Annotated in this window: 14 protein-coding genes; 8 read left to right on the top strand and 6 right to left on the bottom strand. The window is 72.7% G+C overall.

From position 1 onward, the window contains the following. The first annotated feature begins 94 nt into the window (after positions 1-94). The 5 genes from HNR21_RS25400 to HNR21_RS25380 all read left to right on the top strand — a co-directional run bounded on the left by HNR21_RS25400 (position 95) and on the right by HNR21_RS25380 (position 8,457). Positions 95-3,085: a glycoside hydrolase family 3 protein gene (locus tag HNR21_RS25400; protein WP_182707185.1), complete on the top strand. Its 2,991-nt coding sequence runs from the start codon at positions 95-97 to the stop codon at positions 3,083-3,085. 147 nt (positions 3,086-3,232) lie between these two features. Continuing rightward, positions 3,233-4,168 (top strand): SMP-30/gluconolactonase/LRE family protein, encoded by a 936-nt coding sequence (locus HNR21_RS25395; RefSeq protein WP_182707184.1) that lies wholly within the window; start codon positions 3,233-3,235, stop codon positions 4,166-4,168. Between the two features lie 88 nt (positions 4,169-4,256). Next, positions 4,257-5,399: a xylose isomerase gene (xylA, locus tag HNR21_RS25390; protein WP_182707183.1), complete on the top strand. Its 1,143-nt coding sequence runs from the start codon at positions 4,257-4,259 to the stop codon at positions 5,397-5,399. 2 nt (positions 5,400-5,401) lie between these two features. Next, positions 5,402-6,787 (top strand): xylulokinase, encoded by a 1,386-nt coding sequence (gene xylB / locus HNR21_RS25385; protein WP_182707182.1) that lies wholly within the window; start codon positions 5,402-5,404, stop codon positions 6,785-6,787. A gap of 32 nt (positions 6,788-6,819) precedes the next feature. Next, positions 6,820-8,457: a RecQ family ATP-dependent DNA helicase gene (locus HNR21_RS25380; RefSeq protein ID WP_182707181.1), complete on the top strand. Its 1,638-nt coding sequence runs from the start codon at positions 6,820-6,822 to the stop codon at positions 8,455-8,457. Between the two features lie 24 nt (positions 8,458-8,481). Here HNR21_RS25380 and HNR21_RS25375 read toward each other — a convergent pair whose 3' ends face one another. The 5 genes from HNR21_RS25375 to HNR21_RS25355 form a co-directional block, all read right to left on the bottom strand. Next, positions 8,482-9,636, bottom strand: coding sequence for a DUF2637 domain-containing protein (locus HNR21_RS25375; protein WP_220500293.1), 1,155 nt, complete (start codon positions 9,634-9,636; stop codon positions 8,482-8,484). Between the two features lie 158 nt (positions 9,637-9,794). Continuing rightward, complete coding sequence (locus tag HNR21_RS25370; RefSeq protein ID WP_312881258.1) at positions 9,795-10,577, bottom strand: hypothetical protein; 783 nt, start codon at positions 10,575-10,577, stop codon at positions 9,795-9,797. 92 nt (positions 10,578-10,669) lie between these two features. Next, positions 10,670-11,329 (bottom strand): AAA family ATPase, encoded by a 660-nt coding sequence (locus tag HNR21_RS25365; protein ID WP_182707179.1) that lies wholly within the window; start codon positions 11,327-11,329, stop codon positions 10,670-10,672. 48 nt (positions 11,330-11,377) lie between these two features. Continuing rightward, a complete protein-coding gene (locus HNR21_RS25360; protein WP_182707178.1) occupies positions 11,378-11,545 on the bottom strand; it encodes a tryptophan-rich sensory protein in 168 nt (55 codons plus the stop codon). Between the two features lie 30 nt (positions 11,546-11,575). After that, positions 11,576-12,241: an MBL fold metallo-hydrolase gene (locus tag HNR21_RS25355; RefSeq protein WP_119730722.1), complete on the bottom strand. Its 666-nt coding sequence runs from the start codon at positions 12,239-12,241 to the stop codon at positions 11,576-11,578. A gap of 151 nt (positions 12,242-12,392) precedes the next feature. Here HNR21_RS25355 and HNR21_RS25350 point away from each other — a divergent pair, with 151 nt between their 5' ends. After that, on the top strand, positions 12,393-12,854 hold the full coding sequence (locus tag HNR21_RS25350; protein ID WP_182707177.1) for a hypothetical protein: 462 nt from the start codon (positions 12,393-12,395) through the stop codon (positions 12,852-12,854). 46 nt (positions 12,855-12,900) lie between these two features. Then, positions 12,901-14,154, top strand: a complete 1,254-nt coding sequence (locus HNR21_RS25345; protein ID WP_220500154.1) for an IS30 family transposase — start codon at positions 12,901-12,903, stop codon at positions 14,152-14,154. Positions 14,155-14,220: 66 nt separating this feature from the next. On the opposite strand, the gene HNR21_RS25340 is transcribed toward HNR21_RS25345, so the two are convergent. Further along, a complete protein-coding gene (locus HNR21_RS25340) occupies positions 14,221-17,646 on the bottom strand; it encodes a phosphodiester glycosidase family protein (RefSeq protein ID WP_220500292.1) in 3,426 nt (1,141 codons plus the stop codon). 217 nt (positions 17,647-17,863) lie between these two features. Between HNR21_RS25340 and uvrA the strand changes: the two genes are divergently transcribed. Beyond that, entirely contained in the window at positions 17,864-20,755 is a 2,892-nt protein-coding gene (gene uvrA / locus HNR21_RS25335) for an excinuclease ABC subunit UvrA (RefSeq protein ID WP_220500291.1), read from the top strand. Positions 20,756-20,784 lie beyond the last annotated feature (29 nt).

Genomic DNA, 20,784 nt, shown 5'->3' with positions numbered 1-20,784 from the left:
TTGACGGCGAACGAGAGCTGTGTCACTTTCTTGATCGCGACCGGGCATCGAAGCGCTTCGATCGTCCTGTCCGCATCCGGCCCCGGAGACCTCCATGTCTTCAGCACCACCCCATCCCACCCGCCGGACCGTGCTCGCGGCCGCGCTGGCCGCCTCGCTGACCGTCGGGCTGACCGCCCCGCCCGCCCTGGCCCGCCAGACGACCCATCCCTTCCAGAACCCGGCCCTGCCGCTGCAGGCCAGGGTCGACGACCTGCTCGGCCGGCTCACGCTGGACGAGAAGATCGCCATGCTGCACCAGTACCAGCCGGGCATCCCGCGGCTGGGCATCAAGCCGTTCAAGACCGGCACCGAGGCGCTGCACGGCATCGCCTGGTCCACCGACCGCAACGCGAACGGGGCCGTGCGCACCGCCCAGGGCACGGTGTTCCCGCAGTCGGTCGGCCTGGGCTCCACCTGGAACCCGGCCCTGCTCGAGCAGGTCGGCACCGTCGTCGGCACCGAGGCGCGCGGCTACAACGCCGTCGACTCCGACGTGTGGGGACTGCAGCTGTGGGCCCCCGTCGTCAACCTGCTGCGCGACCCGCGCTGGGGCCGCAACGAGGAGGGCTACTCCGAGGACGCCCTGCTCACCGGCATGCTGTCCACCGCCTACGGGCACGGCATCCAGGGCGACCACTCCCAGTACCTGCGGGCCGCGCCGGTGCTCAAGCACTACATGGCCAACAACAACGAGATCCGCCGCGACACCACCTCCTCCAACCTGCCGCCGCGGGTCAAGCACGAGTACGACGAGCCCGCGTTCAAGGCGGCCATCAGCGCCGACGCCGCCACCGGCGTCATGTCGGCCTACAACCTGGTCAACGGCCGCCCGATGACCGCGCACTTCGACCACAACGACGTGGTGCGAAAGTGGACCGACAAGACCCTGTTCAACGTCACCGACGCCGGCGGCCCCAACAACCTCACCGGGTCGCAGAAGTACTACGCCACCCAGGCCGAGGCCAGCGCCGCCATCATCAAGGCCGGGCTGGACAGCTTCACCGTCGACGACACCAACTCGGCCAAGACCATCGCCGCGGTCAAGCAGGCCCTGGAGCAGAAGCTGCTCACCGAGGCCGACATCGACCGGGCGGTCGGCCACATCCTCGCCATCCGCACCCGGCTCGGCGAGTTCGACCCCGACGGCGGCCCCTACGGCAGGATCACCAAGGACGTGATCAACGCCCCCGCGCACCGCGCCCTGGCCCGCCGGGCGGCCGTCGAGGGCACCGTGCTGCTCAAGAACGACGGCGCCCTGCCCCTGGACGCCGCCAAGACCGGCAAGGTCGCGGTCGTCGGGCCGCTGTCGCAGACCCTCTACACCGACTGGTACTCCGGCGGCCTGCCCTACAAGGTCACCCCGCTGGACGGCATCCGCGCCCGGCTCGGCGGCAAGGGCACCGTCACCGGCACCGAGGGCGTGGACCGCATCGCCCTCAAGGACGTCGCGTCCGGCAAGTACGTGGTCGCCGGCGCGGACGCCGACGGCGACGCCCTCAAGGCCGCCGGCGACGAGGCCGGCCCCACCGCCCAGTTCGACGTGTTCGACTGGGGCCAGGGCGTGGTGACGCTGCGCAGCGTGGCCAACGGCAAGACGGTCGGCCGGTACAACTGGGGCTCCACCGTGGTCAACGACCAGGAGCAGCCCAACGGCTGGTTCGTGCAGCAGATGTTCACGCTGGAGGACGCCGGTGACGGCCGGGTCCTGCTGCGCTACGCCGGATACGAGAAGGCCTACGACTGGGCCGACCCCGCCACCACCTACCTGAAGGTCGGCGACGGCGGCGTGCTGGAACTGGCCAGGAAGGAGAACGCCTCCACGTTCGCCAAGGAGGTGATCTCCAGCGGCGTCGACAGCGCGGTGAACGCGGTCAGGGGCGCCGACGCGGCGGTCGTGGTGGTCGGCAGCATGCCGTTCATCAACGGCCGCGAGGACCACGACCGCACCACGATGGCGCTCGCCGAGGGCCAGTCGGAGCTGATCAGGGCGGTCCGCGAGGCCAACCCCAACACCGTCGTGATCGTGGAGAACAGCTACCCGACCACGCTGAACTGGGAGCAGGAGAACGTCCCGGCGATCCTGTGGACCTCGCACGCGGGGGCCGAGACCGGCAATGCGCTGGCCGCCGTGCTGTTCGGGGACGCCGACCCGTCCGGGCGGCTGCCGCAGACCTGGTACCGCTCCGAGGACGACCTGCCCAGCATTCTCGACTACGACATCATCAAGCGGGACCGCACCTACCTGTACTACAAGGGCACCCCGCTCTACCCGTTCGGGCACGGGCTGTCGTACGCGACCTTCGAGTACGGCAGGCCGGTCGTCAGCGACCGGTCGGTGTCCGGCCGCGACACCGTCACCGTGAGCGTGGACGTCACCAACACCGGCAAGGTCGCCGGGCAGGAGGTCGTCCAGCTCTACACCCGCCAGCGCACCTCGCGGAACAAGCAGCCGCTCCGGCAGCTGCGGGCGTTCCGGAAGATCAGCCTCGGGCCGGGGCAGAAGACCACGGTCCGGCTCACCTTCAAGGCCGCCGACCTGGCGCACTGGGACGTCACCCGCAACAAGTGGGTGGTCGAGAGCGCCGTCCACGACCTGATGGTCGGCGCGTCCTCGGCCGACATCCGCGGGCGCGCCGCCCTCACGGTGAACGGCGAGAAGATCCCGCCGCGCGACCTGAGCCGCCGGACCCGGGCGATCGACTTCGACGACTACGAGGGCGTCGAACTGGTCGACGAGTCCAAGACGCGCGGCGATGCCGTCGGGGGCTCCTCCGGCGACTGGATCAAGTTCGCCGACGCGGCGCTCGGCAACGGGCCGCGGACGTTCACCGCCAAGGTCGCCAACGCCGGTGCGGAGGGCTCGATCCAGATCCGGATCGGCTCGCCCACCGGACGCCTCGTGGGCACCGCCAAGGTGGCGTCCACCGGCGACGTGTACGCCTACACCACCACGACCGCCGCGCTCACCGGAGCGACCGGGCGGCAGGACGTGTACCTGGTGTTCGACGGCGACATGAGGATCAGCGCGTTCTCGCTGAAGTGACGATTTCGGCCCCGTCCCGCCGCCGTGCGGGACGGGGCCTTTTCGTTCGTCTTTATGCCGGCGCGCCTACCGTGAATCGCTTTCGTCGCGTGCCGTTGAAATGGTCCCGTCGCACCGGACTAGAGTGAGAACGGAAAGGACGACCGCATGAGACGTCACTGGAGAACCGCCGTCGTTTCGCTGGTGTCGCTCGGGGCCCTGGTGGGCGCCGGGCCGGGCGTCCAGGCGCAGGAACGGCGGGAGGGACCGGCGTTCCCGGCCGCCTTCCCGCTGCCGGACGGATTCCAGCCCGAGGGCATCGCCATCGGACGCGCCCCCGTCGCCTACTTCGGGTCGCGGGTGGACGGCGACATCTACCGCGTCGACCTGCGCACCGGCAAGGGCGCCGTGTTCAGCCAGGGTCCGGGCACCCCCTCGCTCGGCATGAAGGTCGACCGCCGGGGCCGCCTGTTCGTCGCGGGCGGCAGCGGCGGGGACGCCCGCGTGGTGGACACCCGCACCGGCCGGGTGCTGGCCTCCTACCGGCTGGCCGAGGGCGCCTCGTTCGTCAACGACGTGGTCCTGCACCGCGACGCGGCCTGGTTCACCGACTCGACCAACAAGGTCCTCTACAAGCTGCCGCTGGGACGGGACGGGGCGCTGCCCGCCGCCGCGCGGCGGCTGGAGATCACGGGCGTCGAGTACGGCGAGGGCATCAACGCCAACGGCATCGTGCCCACCCCGGACGGCCGGAACCTGCTGGTCGTGCAGAGCAACCAGGGGCGGCTGCTGCGCGTCGACCCGCGGACCGGGCGGGCGGGCGTGGTGGACCTGGGCGGGGAGAGCCTGCAGTTCGGCGACGGGCTGCTGCTCAAGGGCCGCACCCTGTACGCCGTGCAGAACCGGCTCAACGTGGTCGCGGAGGTCAGGCTGAACGACGCCGGCACCGCCGGAACGGTCGTGCGGCGGATCGGCGACCCCCGGTTCGACGTGCCGACCACGGCGGCGGCGTTCAAGGGGAGGCTGTACCTGCCGAACGCGCGGTTCACCACTCCGCCCACGCCGACGACCTCCTACAATGCCGTCGCGATCATCGTGCGGTGACCGTTGACACGTTCGTGACGACGCCCTAGCGTCAGGGCCGAGCGCGCTGTCGAAGCGCTTCGAAAGTTTTCGGGCCTGGGGAGGGGCGATGTTCGAGCCGACCAAGAATGACCGGTTCAGCTTCGGGCTGTGGACCGTGGGCTGGCAGGCCCGCGACCCGTTCGGGGACGCCACCCGCCCCGCGCTGGACCCGGTGGAGTCGGTGCACCGGCTGGCCGAGCTGGGCGCCTGGGGCGTGACGTTCCACGACGACGACCTGCTGGCCACCGAGCCGGACCGGGACAAGGCGGTGGCCGCGTTCCGTAAGGCGCTGGAGGACACCGGGTTGGTGGTGCCGATGGCCACCACCAACCTGTTCACCCACCCGGTGTTCAAGGACGGCGCGTTCACCTCCAACGACCGCGACGTGCGCCGGTACGCGCTGCGCAAGGTGATGCGGAACCTGGACCTGGCCGCCGAGCTGGGCGCCCGCACCTATGTGTGCTGGGGCGGCCGGGAGGGCGCGGAGACCGACGCCGCCAAGGACGTGCGGGCCGCGCTGGACCGCTACAAGGAGGCCCTGGACATCCTGTGCGGCTACGTCCGCGACAAGGGCTACGACATCCGGTTCGCGCTGGAGCCCAAGCCGAACGAGCCGCGCGGCGACATCCTGCTGCCGACCATCGGGCACGCGATCGCGTTCATCGGCGAGCTGGAGCACCCCGAGATGGTCGGCCTGAACCCCGAGGTCGGGCACGAGCAGATGGCCGGGCTGAACTTCGTGCACGGGGTGGCGCAGGCGCTGTGGCACGGCAAGCTGTTCCACATCGACCTCAACGGCCAGCACGGCATCAAGTACGACCAGGACCTGGTGTTCGGGCACGGCGACGTCAAGAGCGCCTTCTTCCTGGTCGACCTGCTGGAGAACGGCGGCTACGACGGTCCCCGCCACTTCGACTACAAGCCCACCCGCACCGAGGACATCGACGGGGTGTGGGAGTCGGCGGCGGCCAACATGCGCACCTACCTGATCCTCAAGGAGCGCGCCGCGGCGTTCCGCGCCGACCCCGAGGTGCAGGAGGCGCTGGCCGCCTCCCGGGTGAACGAGCTGGCCGAGCCCACGCTGGCGCCCGGCGAGACCTACGAGGACCTGGCCAAGGACGACTTCGACCCGGACGAGGCCGGCCGCCGCGGCTACCACTACGCCCGGCTGGACCAGCTCGCCGTCGAGCACCTGCTCGGGGCCCGCTGACGATGGCCCTGGTCGCCGGGGTCGACTCCTCGACCCAGTCGTGCAAGGTCGTGATCGCCGACGCCGACAGCGGCCGGATCGTCCGGTCCGGCCGCGCCCCCCACCCGGACGGCACCGAGGCCGACCCCGCCGACTGGTGGGCGGCGCTGCAGGCGGCGATCGCCGAGGCGGGCGGCCTGGACGGGGTGGCCGCCCTCGGTGTGGCCGGGCAGCAGCACGGCATGGTCTGCCTGGACGAGGACGGCCGGGTGATCCGCCCGGCGCTGTTGTGGAACGACACCCGCTCGGCGGGCGCGGCGCGGGAACTGACCGCCGAGCTCGGCGGGCCGCAGGCGTGGGCGAAGGCCACCGGCTCGGTGCCGGTCGCCTCGTTCACCGTCACCAAGCTGCGCTGGCTCGCCGACCACGAGCCGGACGCCGCCGCCCGCACCGCCACGGTCTGCCTCCCGCACGACTACCTGACCTGGCGGCTCACCGGCCGGCTGGTCACCGACCGGGGGGACGCGTCCGGGACCGGCTACTGGTCGCCCGCCGAGAACGCCTACCGGCCCGACCTGCTGCGGATGGCGTTCGGCCGGGATCCCGCGCTGCCGGAGGTCCTCGGACCGGCGGAGATCGCCGGGCGCACCGCCGAGGGCGTCGCGGTGTCGGCGGGCACCGGTGACAACATGGCCGCCGCCCTGGGCCTGGGTCTGGGCGAAGGCGACGTGGCGGTCTCGCTGGGCACCTCCGGCACCGTGTTCGCGGTGTCGGCCGAGCCCGCCGCCGACGCCACCGGCGCGGTCGCCGGGTTCGCCGACGCCACCGGCCGCTACCTGCCGCTGGTGTGCACCCTGAACGCCGCCCGGGTGCTGGACGCGGCGGCCCGGATGCTGGGCGTGGACCACGCCGAGCTGTCCCGGCTGGCCCTGTCCGCCCCGCCCGGAGCGGACGGCCTGGTGCTGGTGCCCTACCTGGAGGGCGAACGCACCCCCGACCGGCCGGACGCCACCGGCTCCCTGCACGGGCTGCGGCTGTCCACCTCGACCCCGGCGCACCTGGCGCGGGCCGCCGTGGAGGGGATGCTGTGCGGGCTGGCCGACGGGCTGGACGCGCTGGTGGCCCAGGGCGCGCGGGTGGACCGGGTGCTGCTGATCGGCGGCGCGTCCCGGTCGGAGGCGGTCCGCCGCATCGCGCCCTCGGTGCTGGGCCGCCCGGTCGTCGTCCCGCCCGCCGGGGAGTACGTCGCCGAGGGCGCCGCCGTCCAGGCCGCCTGGGCGCTGTCCGGCGCGCCCGAGCCGCCCCGCTGGGAACGGCCGGGCGTCGCGCACCACGAGGCCGAGCCCGTCCCCGCGATCCGCGAACGCTACGCCGAGGCCCGCGACCGCATCCTGTCCCGCCCGGTCTGAGTAACCGCGGCCCCCGCGGGAACGTGGGGGCCGTGGACGAACGCACCCGCAGGAGGCGGCTCAGGGAGGTCGCCGAGGAGACCTTCGGGTGGGACCGGCTGCGCCCCGGCCAGCGGGAGGCCATGCAGGAACTGCTGGACGGGCACGACGTGCTGCTGGTGTCGCCGACCGGCAGCGGCAAGTCGGCCGTCTACCAGGTGCCCGGCCAGCTGCTGCCCGGCCCGACCGTGGTGGTGTCCCCGCTGATCGCCCTGCAGCGCGACCAGGTCGCCGGGCTGCGCGACGTGGCGGCCGGCGGGGCGGTCGCGGTGAACTCGACGCAGCCGGAGGCCGAACGGGCCGAGTCGCTGGACAGGGCGGCCTCCGGGGACGCCGAATACGTGTTCCTGTCCCCGGAGCAGCTGGCCAAGCCCGAGGTGCTCGACCGGCTGGCGGCCGCGCGGCCCTCGCTGATCGCCGTGGACGAGGCGCACTGCGTCTCCTCCTGGGGCTACGACTTCCGCCCCGACTACCTGGGGCTGGGACGGGCCATCGAACGGCTCGGCCACCCGCCGGTGGCGGCGCTGACCGCGACGGCCGCACCGCCGGTCCGCGACGACATCGTCCGGGCGCTCGGGCTGCGCGACGCCCGCCAGATCGTGCGCGGCTTCGACCGGCCCAACCTGTGGCTGGAGGTCCGCCGGTTCCTGGACGACGAGGACAAACGCCAGGCGATCATCGCCGACGCCGCCGGCCGCAAGGGCCTCGGCCTGATCTACGTCGCGACGCGCAGGGACGCGGCCTGGTACGCCGAGCGGCTGCGGGAGGCGGGCCGGCGCGCCGAGCCCTATCACGGGGCGATGAGGGCGGCCGAGCGGCGCCGCGTGCACGGGCTGTTCCGCGACGACGAGGTCGACGTGGTGGTGGCGACCTCGGCGTTCGGGATGGGGATCGACAAGCCGGACGTGCGGTACGTGCTGCACGCCGCCCCGCCCGAATCGCCGGACGCCTACTACCAGGAGATCGGCCGGGCCGGGCGGGACGGGGATCCGGCGGCGGCCGTGCTGTTCTACCGGCCGGAGGACCTGGGGCTGCGGCGGTTCTTCACCGGCGGCCGGGCCGACGAGGAGATCCTGGGCCGGGTCGCCGTGCTGGTGCACGCCCACGGCGGGACGGTCGAGCGCGGCGAGCTGCAAAAGACCCTGGACATCAGCGCGGCACGGCTCACCAAGGCGGTCAACCTGCTGGCGCAGGCCGGGGCGCTCGACGTCACCGGGAAGGGCGCGGTCCGCTACGCCTCCGGCGGGCCCGATCCGGAGCGGGCCGTCGCCGCCGCCGTCGAGCTGGACGAGGGACGCCGTCGCATCGACCGGTCCCGGCTGGAGATGATGCGCGCCTACGCCGAGCACACCGGCTGCCGTCGCCGCTTCCTGCTGGAGTACTTCGGCGAGCCGTACGAGCAGGCCTGCGGCAACTGCGACGTGGACCTGGCGGGCGACGGCGCCGAGGAGGAGGACCCGGGGGAGGGGCCGTTCCGGCTGCACGCCGGGGTCGTCCACGCCGAATGGGGCGAGGGGGTGGTGATGCGGCGCGAGCCCGACCGGATCACCGTGCTGTTCGACGAGGTCGGCTACAAGACCCTGTCGCTGGAGGCCGTGGAACACGAAGGCCTCCTCACCCTCAGGGGTTGAGGAGGCCCTGCGGCGGGCGGCGGGTCAGGCGCGCCAGGAGCGCACCAGCGCCTCCAGCGTCGCCGAGTCGAACTCGATGCCGCGCTCGGTCAGCTCCTGCCGCACCAGCGCGCCGTCGCCCTTGTGCTTGGCCAGCAGCCGGTACACCGCGTACGGGAACCAGTGGTTGTCCCGGATCCGCCGGATCTCGTCCTCGCTGGTGGTGTAGCCCTCGGCGCGCACCGCCTCCAGGGTGGCGGCCAGGTCGCCCTCGTGCTGCTCCAGCGCGGTCATCGCCGCGTTGCGCAGGTTCTCCGGGTTGACCGCGGGGGCGTCCGGCTCGGGGGTCAGGGCCGGCTGCTTGAGCGCGTTGGCGTCGATCTCCCCGTGCCCGTTGACGCTGGCCCGGGCGGCGGCGCCGACCACGGCCAGTTCGGGGGCGGGCTCGGGCGCGGCGTGCCGGGGTGAGCGCCCGGGCTTGGGCGCCGGGGCGGGCGCGGGCTCGGCCGCCCGGGCGGCGGGCGCCTCGGCGGCGGCGGGCGCGGGGTCGGCCTCGGCGGTAGCCTGCGCGGCGCGCCCGGCGGTCGTGCCGGACTCGATGGCCTTGTCCGTGCGGCCGGCCCCGACCTGCGGGATGGGGCCGGTCACCCGCATCGGCATGAAGGTGATCTGCTGCAGGGTCACCGGCGCGTTGAGGGCGCGCGGCGCCTCGCCGCCGCCCAGCGGCCTGGGCTGCCGCCCGGCCTCGTCCTCCTTCTGGGAGACGTACCGGTGCAGCGTCCGCAGCAGCACGAACAGGCCCAGCATGGACACGATCGGCGGCACCGCCGCGGTGGCCTGGTAGGAGAACTCCGACCGGCCGACGTGCCCCACGTTGAAGATCAGGCTCGCCGTCCAGCCCGCCATCGCGATGGACAGCGGCAGGACGAAGTCCAGCCAGCTCAGCATGTTGCGGCGGTGGATCACGTAGGCGTCGATCGCCAGCAGGAACAGCCCGAGTTCGCCGACGATGATGAACAGGTCGACCAGCAGCGGGAAGGACTGCGCCTTCCAGCCGGTGAGGCCGTGGTCCAGGGCCCAGTGGTAGAGGCCGGCGTAGGACTGGGCGAAGCCGCTCGCCGTGGCGGTCAGCACCGCGATGGCCATGAGGGCCACGGCTACCCAGCGTACGATGGCCTGGACGCGGTTGGCGGCGGTCATGTGGCGTGCGCTCCCAAGTAATCCGCGAGCAATGAACCGGAGTTGATCTGTCGGAGACTATCGCTCCGCACCGGCCCCGCGCGGCCTTACCTGTCACGTTCTCCACACCGTTATCGGGGTGGCGTCCAATTCGCGAGTTATGTCCTTTTTGTATCCGGTCAGTAGAGACCGAGGACCGCGCCGTCGAGCGTCGTGTAGAACGGCGACCGGGTGAAGTCCGGCCCCGTCTCCTCGCCGATGTAGACGTCGGCGTGGTGCTCGCCGCCGTACCCCGGCGCGAACACGTCCACCACCTCCCAGTACGCCTGCCGGAACCGCTCGCACACCTCGGCGGGGATCGGCCGGCCCGCGTGACCGGTGCCGCATTCGGCGATGACGAAGCGCGAGCCCCGTTCCAGCACCGTCCGGTCGGCGGCGGCCGTCACCCACGGGCGCAGCGGCTTGTTGACGGCGTCCCGGGCGATGTCGTCCAGCCAGAAATGACCGACCCGCCGCGACCAGGCCAGATACTTCCCGGCGTGCGGGCCGCTGGTGATCCGCCCGGCGCCCTCGGTCTGCACCGCCTTGACGAACGACTCCGGGTAGGAGCCCAGGTCCTGCTCCGGCTCCTGGCACCCCGACACCAGGCAGCCCTTCACCCGCTTGCGCGGCCCGTCATGGAACGACTCGACCGCCGTGTAGTAGACGGTGACCCGCCAGCCCTTGGACAGCTTCTTGGGGGTGGTCGTGACCGTCGCCCGCGCCCCGATCGTCGGAGCGGGCGTGGTCGGCGAGGGCGTCGGCGCGGGGAGCGTGGACGCCACGGGCGGCGGGGGAGCGACCGGCGGCGGCACCGACGCCACCGAGGACGCCTCCGAGGGGATCCCGCACCCGGCCAGCACCGCGCATCCCGCCGCCATCGCGGCCACGGCCCGCAGGCCCCGCCGCCTTCCGTTGTCCACGCCCGGCCATCCCTCCGACGAACGGCATCCGGACCAGAATGCCCGTTCCCGTCCCGCCGGGCCACGTTCCGGCGCGATCTCGCCGATGGCGGTCAGCCCTGCGGGCCGAAGTCGATCCCGGGGAGCTTGTCGGCGGCGGCCCGGTCCAGCACGGTCACCGTGTCCGCCGGCGGCACCGCCCCGGCCCGAGCCCGCGCCACCAGCCGGTCCCAGCGGCGGCAGTGCCGGGCGAACGCCACGGTGGTGAGCACCCGCCCGCGGGCCACCTGCCCGGCCCGCGCGACCTCCGGCGGCACGTCGATCAGCACCAGGTGCAGGCTCGTGTCGTGGCGGCGGGCCAGCCAGGCCAGCCCGTACAGCAGGTGCGCCCAGGTGCCCCGGGTGTGCGCGACCACCGGGTGCCCGGCCGTCAGCGCCCGCACGATCCGCAGCACGTGGGTGGTGTAGATGAACGGGATCTGCGCCCGCGGCGGCAGCGGGCGCAGCCGGCGCGCCCACCAGTTGCGGGCCTGCCGGGAGTCGATCACGTGCACCCGCCCGGCCCGCACCGGCTCGGACTCGTCCCCGCGCATCCCGTACAGCCGTGCCAGCAGGGTGCTCTTGCCGGCGCCGGGCAGCCCCGCCACCAGCACCAGCGACCGTCCGGGGAAACGCAGCCCAGGACCGGCGGACTCGGCGACCGGTTCCGCGGCCAGCAGGGGCACGTCATCGCGCTCGGGGATGGGCGGCACTCCTTGGGGGAGGGGGATCATCCACCATATGCGCTCGGTGCGCGGAATCGCCCTCCCGTCATCGGCGGATCAGGGGTTGCGGGGCACGATCGCGTCGTTGAGGGCGGTGGCGAACGCCGTCCACGCCGCGTACGGGACCAGCGGCAGGCCCGCCGTGCGGCAGGCCCGCCAGGCGCGCCGGACCAGCCGCGCGTCGACGGCGTTCAGCACGGCGATCCCGGCCAGGGCGGTGACCATGGCCCGCCCCCGCCCGGGAGCGGGCCGGCGTCACCAGCCCCGTTCGCGCCACTCCGGCAGGCTCGGGCGCTCCCTGCCCAGCGTGGAGTCCTTGCCGTGACCGGGATAGAACCACGTCGCGTCCGGCAGCCGGTCGAAGACCCGCTCCTCCACGTCCGACAGCAACTGGCGGAACAGGTCCGGGTCGCCCCAGGTGTTGCCCACCCCGCCGGGGAACAGGCTGTCCCCGGTGAACAGGTGCGGGGAGTCGGCCAGCCGCCCGCCCGCGTCGTACAGCAGCGCGATCGACCCCGGGGTGTGCCCGCGCAGGTGGACCACCTCCAGTTCGGCCTGCCCGACCCGGATCCGGTCCCCGTGCTCCACCGGCTCGGTCACCGGCTCCGGCAGGCTGGCGGCGTCCAGCGGATGCGCCGTCACCGGCGCGCCCGTCGCCTTGACCACCGGGCTCAGCGCCTCCCAGTGGTCCTGGTGGCGGTGGGTGGTCACGACCCGGCCCAGCGGCCCGTCGCCGATCAGCTCCAGCAGCCGTTCCGGCTCGTTGGCCGCGTCGATCAGCAACTGCTCCCCGGTGGCGGTGCAGCGCAGCAGGTAGGCGTTGTTGTCGTACGGCCCGACCGCCACCTTGGTGACGGTGAGCCCGGGCAGCTCCCGCACCGCGGGCGGCCCGCCGACCTGGACATCTCCGCTGTAGCTCATGGCGCCATCCTGGCGCATCCGCACGCCGTGCCACAGGGGCGGGGCGCCGCCCGTTCCGCCCGCGTGTGCCCCGCGGCACCCCCGGTTTGCGGCACCGATCACCAAATCCGCAGGTCCCTCGGTGTCTGCTGGGAGGGTGGGAGGTGGTGTGTTGCTCACCAGACCGAAACCCGCCGCGGGGGAACCGCGCCCGGGATCGCCCGCCGACCTGCTGCGCGCCGGCGGGCAGGACGCCGCGATCGCCGGGGGGATCCTGACGCTGGTCCTGGCCGGCGTCCTGGTCCGGCTGCTGGCCGGACCCGTCGAACCGCTCGGCCTGCCCGTCCTGCTCGCCCTCGTCGCCACGTCGCTGACCTCGGCGTCGTACGCCGTCCGCACCCGGCTGACCATCCTGCGCACGCTCGGGGAGATCCGCGCCCGCATCGGCGCCCCCCTCCACCCCGGGGTGCCGTGGCTGCCCACCGGGTCGGACACCGCGCTGCCCGAACGGCTGCTGCGCCGCGAGGTGCGCCGCCTGGTCGGCGCCGCCTACCGCTGCCACGACCTGTCCCTGAACGCCCTGCTCTGGGCGTTCGCCTCGGTCGTCCTGCTGGTGATCTGGCTGCTGATCTGACCCGCCGGAACGGACGAAGGCCCGCCGGCTTGGGTTCTAGGGGTCGATGCAACACCTCAGTTCTTGGGGGGTTGTGTTGGACTTCGAGATCCGTGGGGTTCGGTCGCCGCAGGGGCCGGTGAAGCTGGCCGCTGAGCGGGCGGCATACTTCGAGCTCATGCGGCAGGGCCACGGCAACGAGGCCGCGTGCCGGATCGTCGGGGTGAACCCGAAGACCGGCAGGCGCTGGCGGAACGGACGCAGAGCGTCCGGGAAGAACAAGGCGGCTCCACCGGCGAACGTGCCGGTGGAGCCGCCTTCGTGTTCGGGCAGGTACTTGAGCGAGGACGAGCGGATCGTGATCGCCGACCGGCGGCGGGAGAAGATCTCGATCCGGCAGATCGCCGTTGAGCTGGGCCGACCGGCCTCGACGATCAGCCGGGAGATCAAACGCAACCGTCACCCCGGCAGCGGCGACTACCGGCCGCATGCCGCCCAGGCCCGTGCCGACGCCCGCAGGCCCCGCCCGAAACAAGGGAAGATCGCGGCCAACCCGGAGCTCAAGCAAGCGGTGCGGGCCGGGCTTGAGCGGGAATGGAGCCCCGAGCAGATCAGCAACCTGCTGAAGCTGGCCCACCCCGACCGCCCGGAGATGCACGTGTCCCACGAGACGATCTACCAGGCTCTCTACGTCCAGGGCCGCGGCGAACTACGCCGCGAACTCACCAGGGCGTTGCGGACGGGGCGGACCGTCCGCAAACCCCACCGGCGTCCCGACCAGCGCCAACCTCGCTTCACCGGCCCAATGGTGATGATCTCAAAGCGGCCGGCCGAGGCCGACGACCGTGCGGTCCCCGGCCACTGGGAAGGCGACCTGATCATCGGGGCGGGCAACCAGTCCCAGATCGGCACCCTGGTCGAGCGCGCCAGCCGCTACGTCCTGCTCGTCCCGCTGCCCGGCAGCCGGGACGCCCAGACCGTCGCCGCCGCCCTCACCACCACCATGCGCACGCTGCCCGCCGAGCTGAGACGGTCCCTCACCTGGGACCAAGGCGCCGAGATGGCCGATCACCAGCAGTTCAGCCTCGCCACCAACCTGCCCGTCTACTTCTGCGACCCGCACTCGCCCTGGCAACGAGGCTCCAACGAGAACACCAACGGGCTGCTCCGCCAGTACTTCCCCAAGGGCACCGACCTGTCGGTCCACACCCCCGAACACCTCGCCGCGATCGCCGCCCGTCTCAACAGCCGACCACGCAAAACGCTGGGCTGGGAAACCCCAGCCCAGCGTCTCGCTAAGCTACTGGCAACCGCCAGTTGACCATCTGTGTTGCAACGACCCGTTGAATCCGCCCGGGCGTCCGGCGGGCCTTCGCGTGCGGCGGGCTCAGGCGGCGGGCCGTTCCTCGTCGGCCACCGTGACCGGCACCTGCCCGGTGACCCCGTTCACCGTCACGGCCAGCAGGATCCGGCCCGGCCGCAGCGCGGTGAGCCGCCCGGTCGCCGGGTCGAACGCCGCCACATGCCACGGCCGCGCCCGCTCCGGATCACCGACGTGGACGTTCGGCGAGCCGCTCCAGTCGGCGCTCATCGGGTAGACCAGCGGCAGCTCCCGGCCGTGCTGCCGCAGCGTCGCCGACACCTGCACGGTCCGCCCGGCCGTCACCTCGGGCACCCGCACCGACAGCTCGTCCACGTGCGGGCGCACCTCCGCGAACAGCCACTGCCGCGCGGGCAGGAACGGGGCGCGCCGCACCCGCTCCATGTCGCCCGGCGACAGCGGGTCCACACCGAACATCGTCCAGCCGGTGAACCCGCCGTCCGCGGCCCCGGCGGCCGGGTTCTTGCCCGCGTCGCCGTTGATGAAGTGGTGCACCCCGTCCACCCGCGACGCGTGGAACACCCCCACGTGCGCGTTGACCAGGGCCGCGCCCTTGCCGGTGGCCGTGCGGAACTCCGCCAGCCACTTCTCGATCAGCGCCGCCTCCTTGCGGTCGGCGAGCTGGCTGTTCTTGGCGGGCAGCGGATCGCGCGTCGGGTGATGACCGACCACCACCACCGAGCCGACCGCCCCGTCACGCCGGGCTCCGTCCAGCGCCGTGCGCAGCATCCGCAACTGCTCGAACGAACTGGTCCGGTACGCGCCGGTGGAGGAGTCCAGCAGCACGAACCGCGTCCCCTTGTGGTCGAACGCCCGGTACGGCTCCCCGAACACCGCGCGGAAGTTCGCGATGTTCCCCGGCCCGTAGATCTCGTGGTTGCCCGGCACGTAGTAGTACGGCACCTCGCCGCCCAGCTCCTCGTCCAGGATCCGTTTGGCCAGCGCGAAGTCCGCCGGGTAGCCGGTGTCCACGAAGTCCCCGTTGATGACGAGGAAGTCGGGCTCGGCGGCCCTCACCTCGCGCAGGGTGCGGCGGGCCCGCTCGACGTACCCGCTGTCGGGGTCGGCGGCCACGAACTGCGCGTCCGACAGCACCGCGAACCGCCACGTGCGGCCGTTCACCGTGCCGTCCTGGACCACCAGCGGATCGGGGGTCCCGGCGGGCGGGGGCGGGACGTCCACCGAAGGCGGCACCTTGGCCACCATGTCGTCGATCAGCACCTCGCCGGTGTACTGGCGGCTCGCGCTCGTCTCGATCGTGTAGAACCGGTTGACCTTGATCGGGTACGCCACCGACGACGGCACCGCCATCTCGATGTACCGCCAGCCCTTCCAGCGGACGTAGGGGCCGTACAGCGAGTAGGTCTGGCCGTTGGCATCGGTGATGGTGAACGCCGTCCACTCGCCCCTGTCATGCCCGTACACCCAGATGCCCAGCGCCTGCGGCTGGCCCGCCACCTCGATCGGCTTGGGCGGGTACGCGTAGGCGGTACGGGTCGCCGTCGACCGGGTGAAGTCGTACGACAGCCGCAGCCCCGCCCCGTTCCGGCCCTCGGAGACCGGCTCGACCTTGCCGGAGCCCCGCGCGGTGCCGAACCGCCACTGCGCGCCGTCCTCGAAGTCGGCGATCGTCCGCTCCTGTAGCCCCACGCTCACCGGCAGGCTCGCGCGGCGCCCCTGGACCTCGATCGTCACCAGCGTGGACCCGGACTCCCTGCGCGGCCTGACCGTGAACGCGCCGCCCGCGCCCGGCGTGATCTCCAGCAGCGAGGCGTCATAGGTCAGCTTCGCGTCGGACGGCTCGATCGGCGCGGTGAAACCCTCCCGGTCGAACCCGACCACCCCGAACACGCCGGTGCCGTCACCGCCGGGGATGGTCACCCGGTCGGTGGTGACCCCGATCCGGGTGAGCGGGTTCAGCACGGTCAGCCTCACCTGGCCGCGCGCCCTTCCATGGGAGGCGACGACGGTGACCTGCCCGGCCCGCCGCCCGCGGACGACGCCGTCCTGGTCGACGACGGCCGCCCCGCCCTGGGTCATCCACCGCGGCGCGCCCTCGGCGGGGCCGTACGACTCGTCGTGACCGCGCGCCACCAGCCTGCGGGTCAGCCCCGGGAACACCCGGTCGGGACGGCCCCCGCTGGTCGGCCCCGCACCCGGGGCCTGGGCGGGATCGGCCGCGGGCTCCACCCAGAACCCGGTCAGCCGTCCGCTGCCCTCGGCGAACAGGCCGATGCCGTTGGGCGTGGGCCGTTCACCGCCGTCCGAGGGCTGGTTCTCCACCCGTCCCTCGTTCCGGCCGGGCTTGCGGGCCAGCAGGGTGGACGAACCGCCGCCGTCGAGGTTGAGGGCGTTGTGCGCGCCCGCCTCCTTCACCAGGGCGGCCATCTCCGCCAGCGTCACACCCCGGCTGTCGGCCTGGCGGCCGTCCACCGTCATCAGGAACATGCGGCGGCCGTCGGCCGAGAAGCCCACGGCGGTCCGCGGATGCGCGGCCGGATCGTCCAGCGGCTGCACCTGCCCGTCCTTGACCAGGACCTGGTTGCCGCCCACCGCGAACTCGGCCGGGGCCCCCGACGAACGCGGCTTGTAGGCCAGCGTCACCGGGGCGCCCACCTCGAGGGTGCGCAGCAGGTCCCCGCCGGCCTCCCGGCCGACCAGGACGAAGCCGTTCGCCGGGATGTCCCCGGACCCGGGAGCGTCCCTGATCTCGGTGACCTCGCCGTCCACCACCAGCACCTCGGCCATCCGCCGCGCGCCCTGGGACAGGGACCTGCCGCGGGTCGCCGAACCCCACAGGGAGGTGTAGGCGCCGATGCCGTTCTGCTTGATGAAGTGGGCGTTGAGCTGGTCGAGGGTCGCCTTCCGGCCGCCCGGCATGGTGATCTCGCCCTCGAGGAACACCTGGGCGATCTGCCCCAGCCCCTCGGCGGACACCCCGGCGGTGTGGGCGGGCCAGCCGGGCGTGGCCGACTTGACCAGGCCGCCGTCGTCCACGGCCGCCCCGTTCGGCGCGCCGGTGTTGTTGATGTCGAAGAAGTCGCCGTTCACCCCGGCGACGGCCCCGGCACGGCCTGCCTGCCGCGACAGCGGCTCCACCGCCGCCACCTTCCCCGGCGACAGGTAGCCGGCGCGGACCTTGCCGCCGCCGAGGTCCACGCTCAGCAGGTCGCCCCGCAGCCAGCCCTTGGCGTCGAGGCGGTCGAACGAGGTGAGGGTGGTGCCCGGCGCGACCGGGCGGGCGGTGCGGTCGGTCTCCAGGTACGCGCCGCCGGGCTCCTCGGCGGGGAGCACGAGACGGTTCAGGTCGCGCAGGCCGGGGGCGGCCGGATCCGGCGGGGCCGCCAGGGCGGGCGGCACCGATCCCATGAACAGGGCCGAGGCCAGGCCGAACACGACCGCCGGTCGGGCGATGCGTCTGATGGACGGCACGGGGCGTCTCCTCGGAAGGCGGGGACACGAGAGTCGGGCCCAGCGAACCGTAGCCGCGGATCGTCCCGGCGGAGCGCAGATGACCGGAGCGTCAACCGGGTTTTAATGATCACCGCGGTCCGGTGGCGACGGATCTTCGAACACGTGTACGGTTGCGAGCGCACAACGGGGGTGCCGTCCGTCACGGACTAAACGGACGGTGCCCGTGGTTAGCCTGATGTCACTCACGTCGTTTGCGACCAGGCCCACAGGGGAGCCGAGTACCACCGTGCATGACCGACTCATCGTGCGTGGAGCGCGCGAGCACAATCTCAAGGACGTCTCGCTGGACCTGCCGCGGGACTCCCTGATCGTGTTCACCGGACTGTCCGGCTCCGGCAAGTCCAGCCTGGCGTTCGACACGATCTTCGCCGAGGGGCAGCGCCGGTACGTGGAGTCGCTGTCGGCCTACGCCCGCCAGTTCCTCGGCCAGATGGACAAGCCGGACGTGGACTTCATCGAGGGCCTGTCCCCGGCGGTGTCCATCGACCAGAAGTCCACCTCCAAGAACCCCCGGTCCACCGTCGGCACCATCACCGAGGTCTACGACTACCTGCGGCTGCTGTACGCCCGGATCGGGCACCCGCACTGCCCCGAGTGCGGCCGGCCGATCAGCCGGCAGTCCCCGCAGCAGATCGTCGACCGGGTGCTGGAACTGGAGCCCGGCACCCGGTTCCAGGTGCTGGCCCCGGTGGTGCGCGGCCGCAAGGGCGAGTACGTCGAGCTGTTCCGCGAGCTGCAGGCCAAGGGCTACTCCCGCGCCCTGGTGGACGGCGCCCTGGTCCGCCTGGACGACCCGCCGAAGCTCAAGAAGCAGGAGAAGCACGACATCGCCGTCGTGGTGGACCGGCTGTCGGTCAAGGAGGGCGCCCGGCAGCGGCTGGCCGACTCGGTGGAGACCGCGCTCGGGCTGGCCGGCGGCACCATCGTGCTCGACTTCGTCGACCTGCCCGAGGACGACGAGCGGCGCACCCGGATGTTCTCCGAGCATCTGTACTGCCCGTACGACGACCTGTCGTTCGAGGAGCTGGAGCCGCGGTCGTTCTCGTTCAACTCCCCGTACGGGGCGTGCCCGGAGTGCAGCGGCCTGGGCACCCGCATGGAGGTCGACCCCGAGCTGGTCGTCCCCGACCCGGACAAGACCCTCGGCGAGGGCGCGATCCAGCCGTGGTCCAACGGCCACGTGAGCGAGTACTTCCTGCGGCTGCTGTCGGGCCTGGGCGACGCCATGGGCTTCGACCTCAACACCCCCTGGGAGAAGCTGCCCGCCAAGGCCCGCCGGGCGGTCCTGCACGGCCACGACACCCAGGTCCACGTCAGCTACCGCAACCGCTACGGCCGCACCCGCTCGTACTACGCCTCCTACGAGGGCGTCATCCCCTACATCCAGCGGCGGCACGCCGAGGCCGAGAGCGACGCCACCCGCGAGCGCTTCGAGGGCTACATGCGCCAGGTGCCGTGCCCGGCCTGCAAGGGCGCGCGGCTCAAGCCGGTCATTCTGGCGGTCACCATGGGCGGCAAGTCCATCGCCGAGGTCGCCGCCATGCCGATCAGCGAGTGCGCCGAGTTCCTGCGCAACCTCGAACTGGACGACCGCGAGGCCCAGATCGCCGCCCGGGTGCTCAAGGAGGTCAACGCCCGGCTCGGCTTCCTGCTGGACGTCGGGCTGGACTACCTCACCCTGGACCGCGCGGCCGCCACCCTGGCCGGCGGCGAGGCGCAGCGGATCCGGCTGGCCACCCAGATCGGCTCCGGTCTGGTCGGCGTGCTGTACGTGCTGGACGAGCCGTCCATCGGGCTGCACCAGCGCGACAACCACCGGCTGCTGGAGACCCTGATCCGGCTGCGCGACATGGGCAACACGCTGATCGTCGTCGAGCACGACGAGGACACCATCGACGCCGCCGACTGGGTGGTCGACATCGGCCCCGGCGCCGGCGAGCACGGCGGCCAGATCGTGGTCTCCGGCACCGTCGCCGACCTGAAGGCCTCGGAGAAGTCGCTCACCGGCGCGTACCTGTCGGGCCGTCGCAAGATCGAGGTGCCGCGGATCCGCCGGCCCCGCGCCAGGGGTCGCGAGATCGTGGTCAGGGGCGCCCAGCAGAACAACCTCAAGAACGTCGACGTGGCGTTCCCGCTGGGCGTGTTCACCGCCGTCACCGGCGTGTCCGGATCCGGCAAGTCCACGCTGGTCAACGACATCCTCTACAACGCGCTGGCCAAGGAGCTGCACGGGGCCAAGACCGTGCCCGGCAAGCACCGCCGCATCACCGGGCTGGAGCACGTCGACAAGGTCGTGCACGTCGACCAGTCGCCGATCGGCCGCACCCCGCGGTCCAACCCGGCCACCTACACCGGGGTGTTCGACCACATCCGCAAGCTGTTCGCGCAGACCACCGAGGCCAAGGTGCGCGGCTACCAGCCGGGCCGGTTCTCGTTCAACGTCAAGGGCGGGCGCTGCGAGAACTGCTCCGGCGACGGCACCATCAAGATCGAGATGAACTTCCTGCCGGACGTCTACGTCCCGTGCGAGGTCTGCCACGGCGCCCGCTACAACCGGGAGACGCTGGAGGTCCACTACAAGGGCAAGACCATCGCCGAGGTGCTGGACATGCCGATCGAGGAGGCCACCCGCTTCTTCGAGCCGATCACCGCGATCCACCGGCACCTGTCCACCCTCAACGACGTGGGCCTGGGCTACGTGCGGCTCGGCCAGCCCGCCACCACCCTGTCCGGCGGCGAGGCGCAGCGCGTCAAGCTGGCCGCCGAACTGCAGCGCCGCTCCACCGGCCGGACCATCTACGTGCTGGACGAGCCCACCACCGGCCTGCACTTCGAGGACATCCGCCGACTGCTGGGCGTGCTGAACGGCCTGGTCGACAAGGGCAACACGGTGGTGGTCATCGAGCACAACCTCGACGTGATCAAGACCGCGGACTGGATCATCGACATGGGCCCCGAGGGCGGCTCGCGCGGCGGCACCCTGGTCGCCGCCGGCACCCCCGAGGACGTGGCGCGGGTCGAGGGCAGCCACACCGGCGCGTTCCTGGCCAAGCTGCTGGACCGGTGACCCCGGCGGCCCCGCCGGGGCGGGGTGGG

Source organism: Thermomonospora cellulosilytica, from assembly GCF_014138835.1.
GTDB classification, from domain to species: domain Bacteria; phylum Actinomycetota; class Actinomycetes; order Streptosporangiales; family Streptosporangiaceae; genus Thermomonospora; species Thermomonospora amylolytica.
The sequence above is the reverse complement of the archived record's forward strand: the minus strand, read 5'-3'. Positions and strand labels throughout refer to the sequence as shown.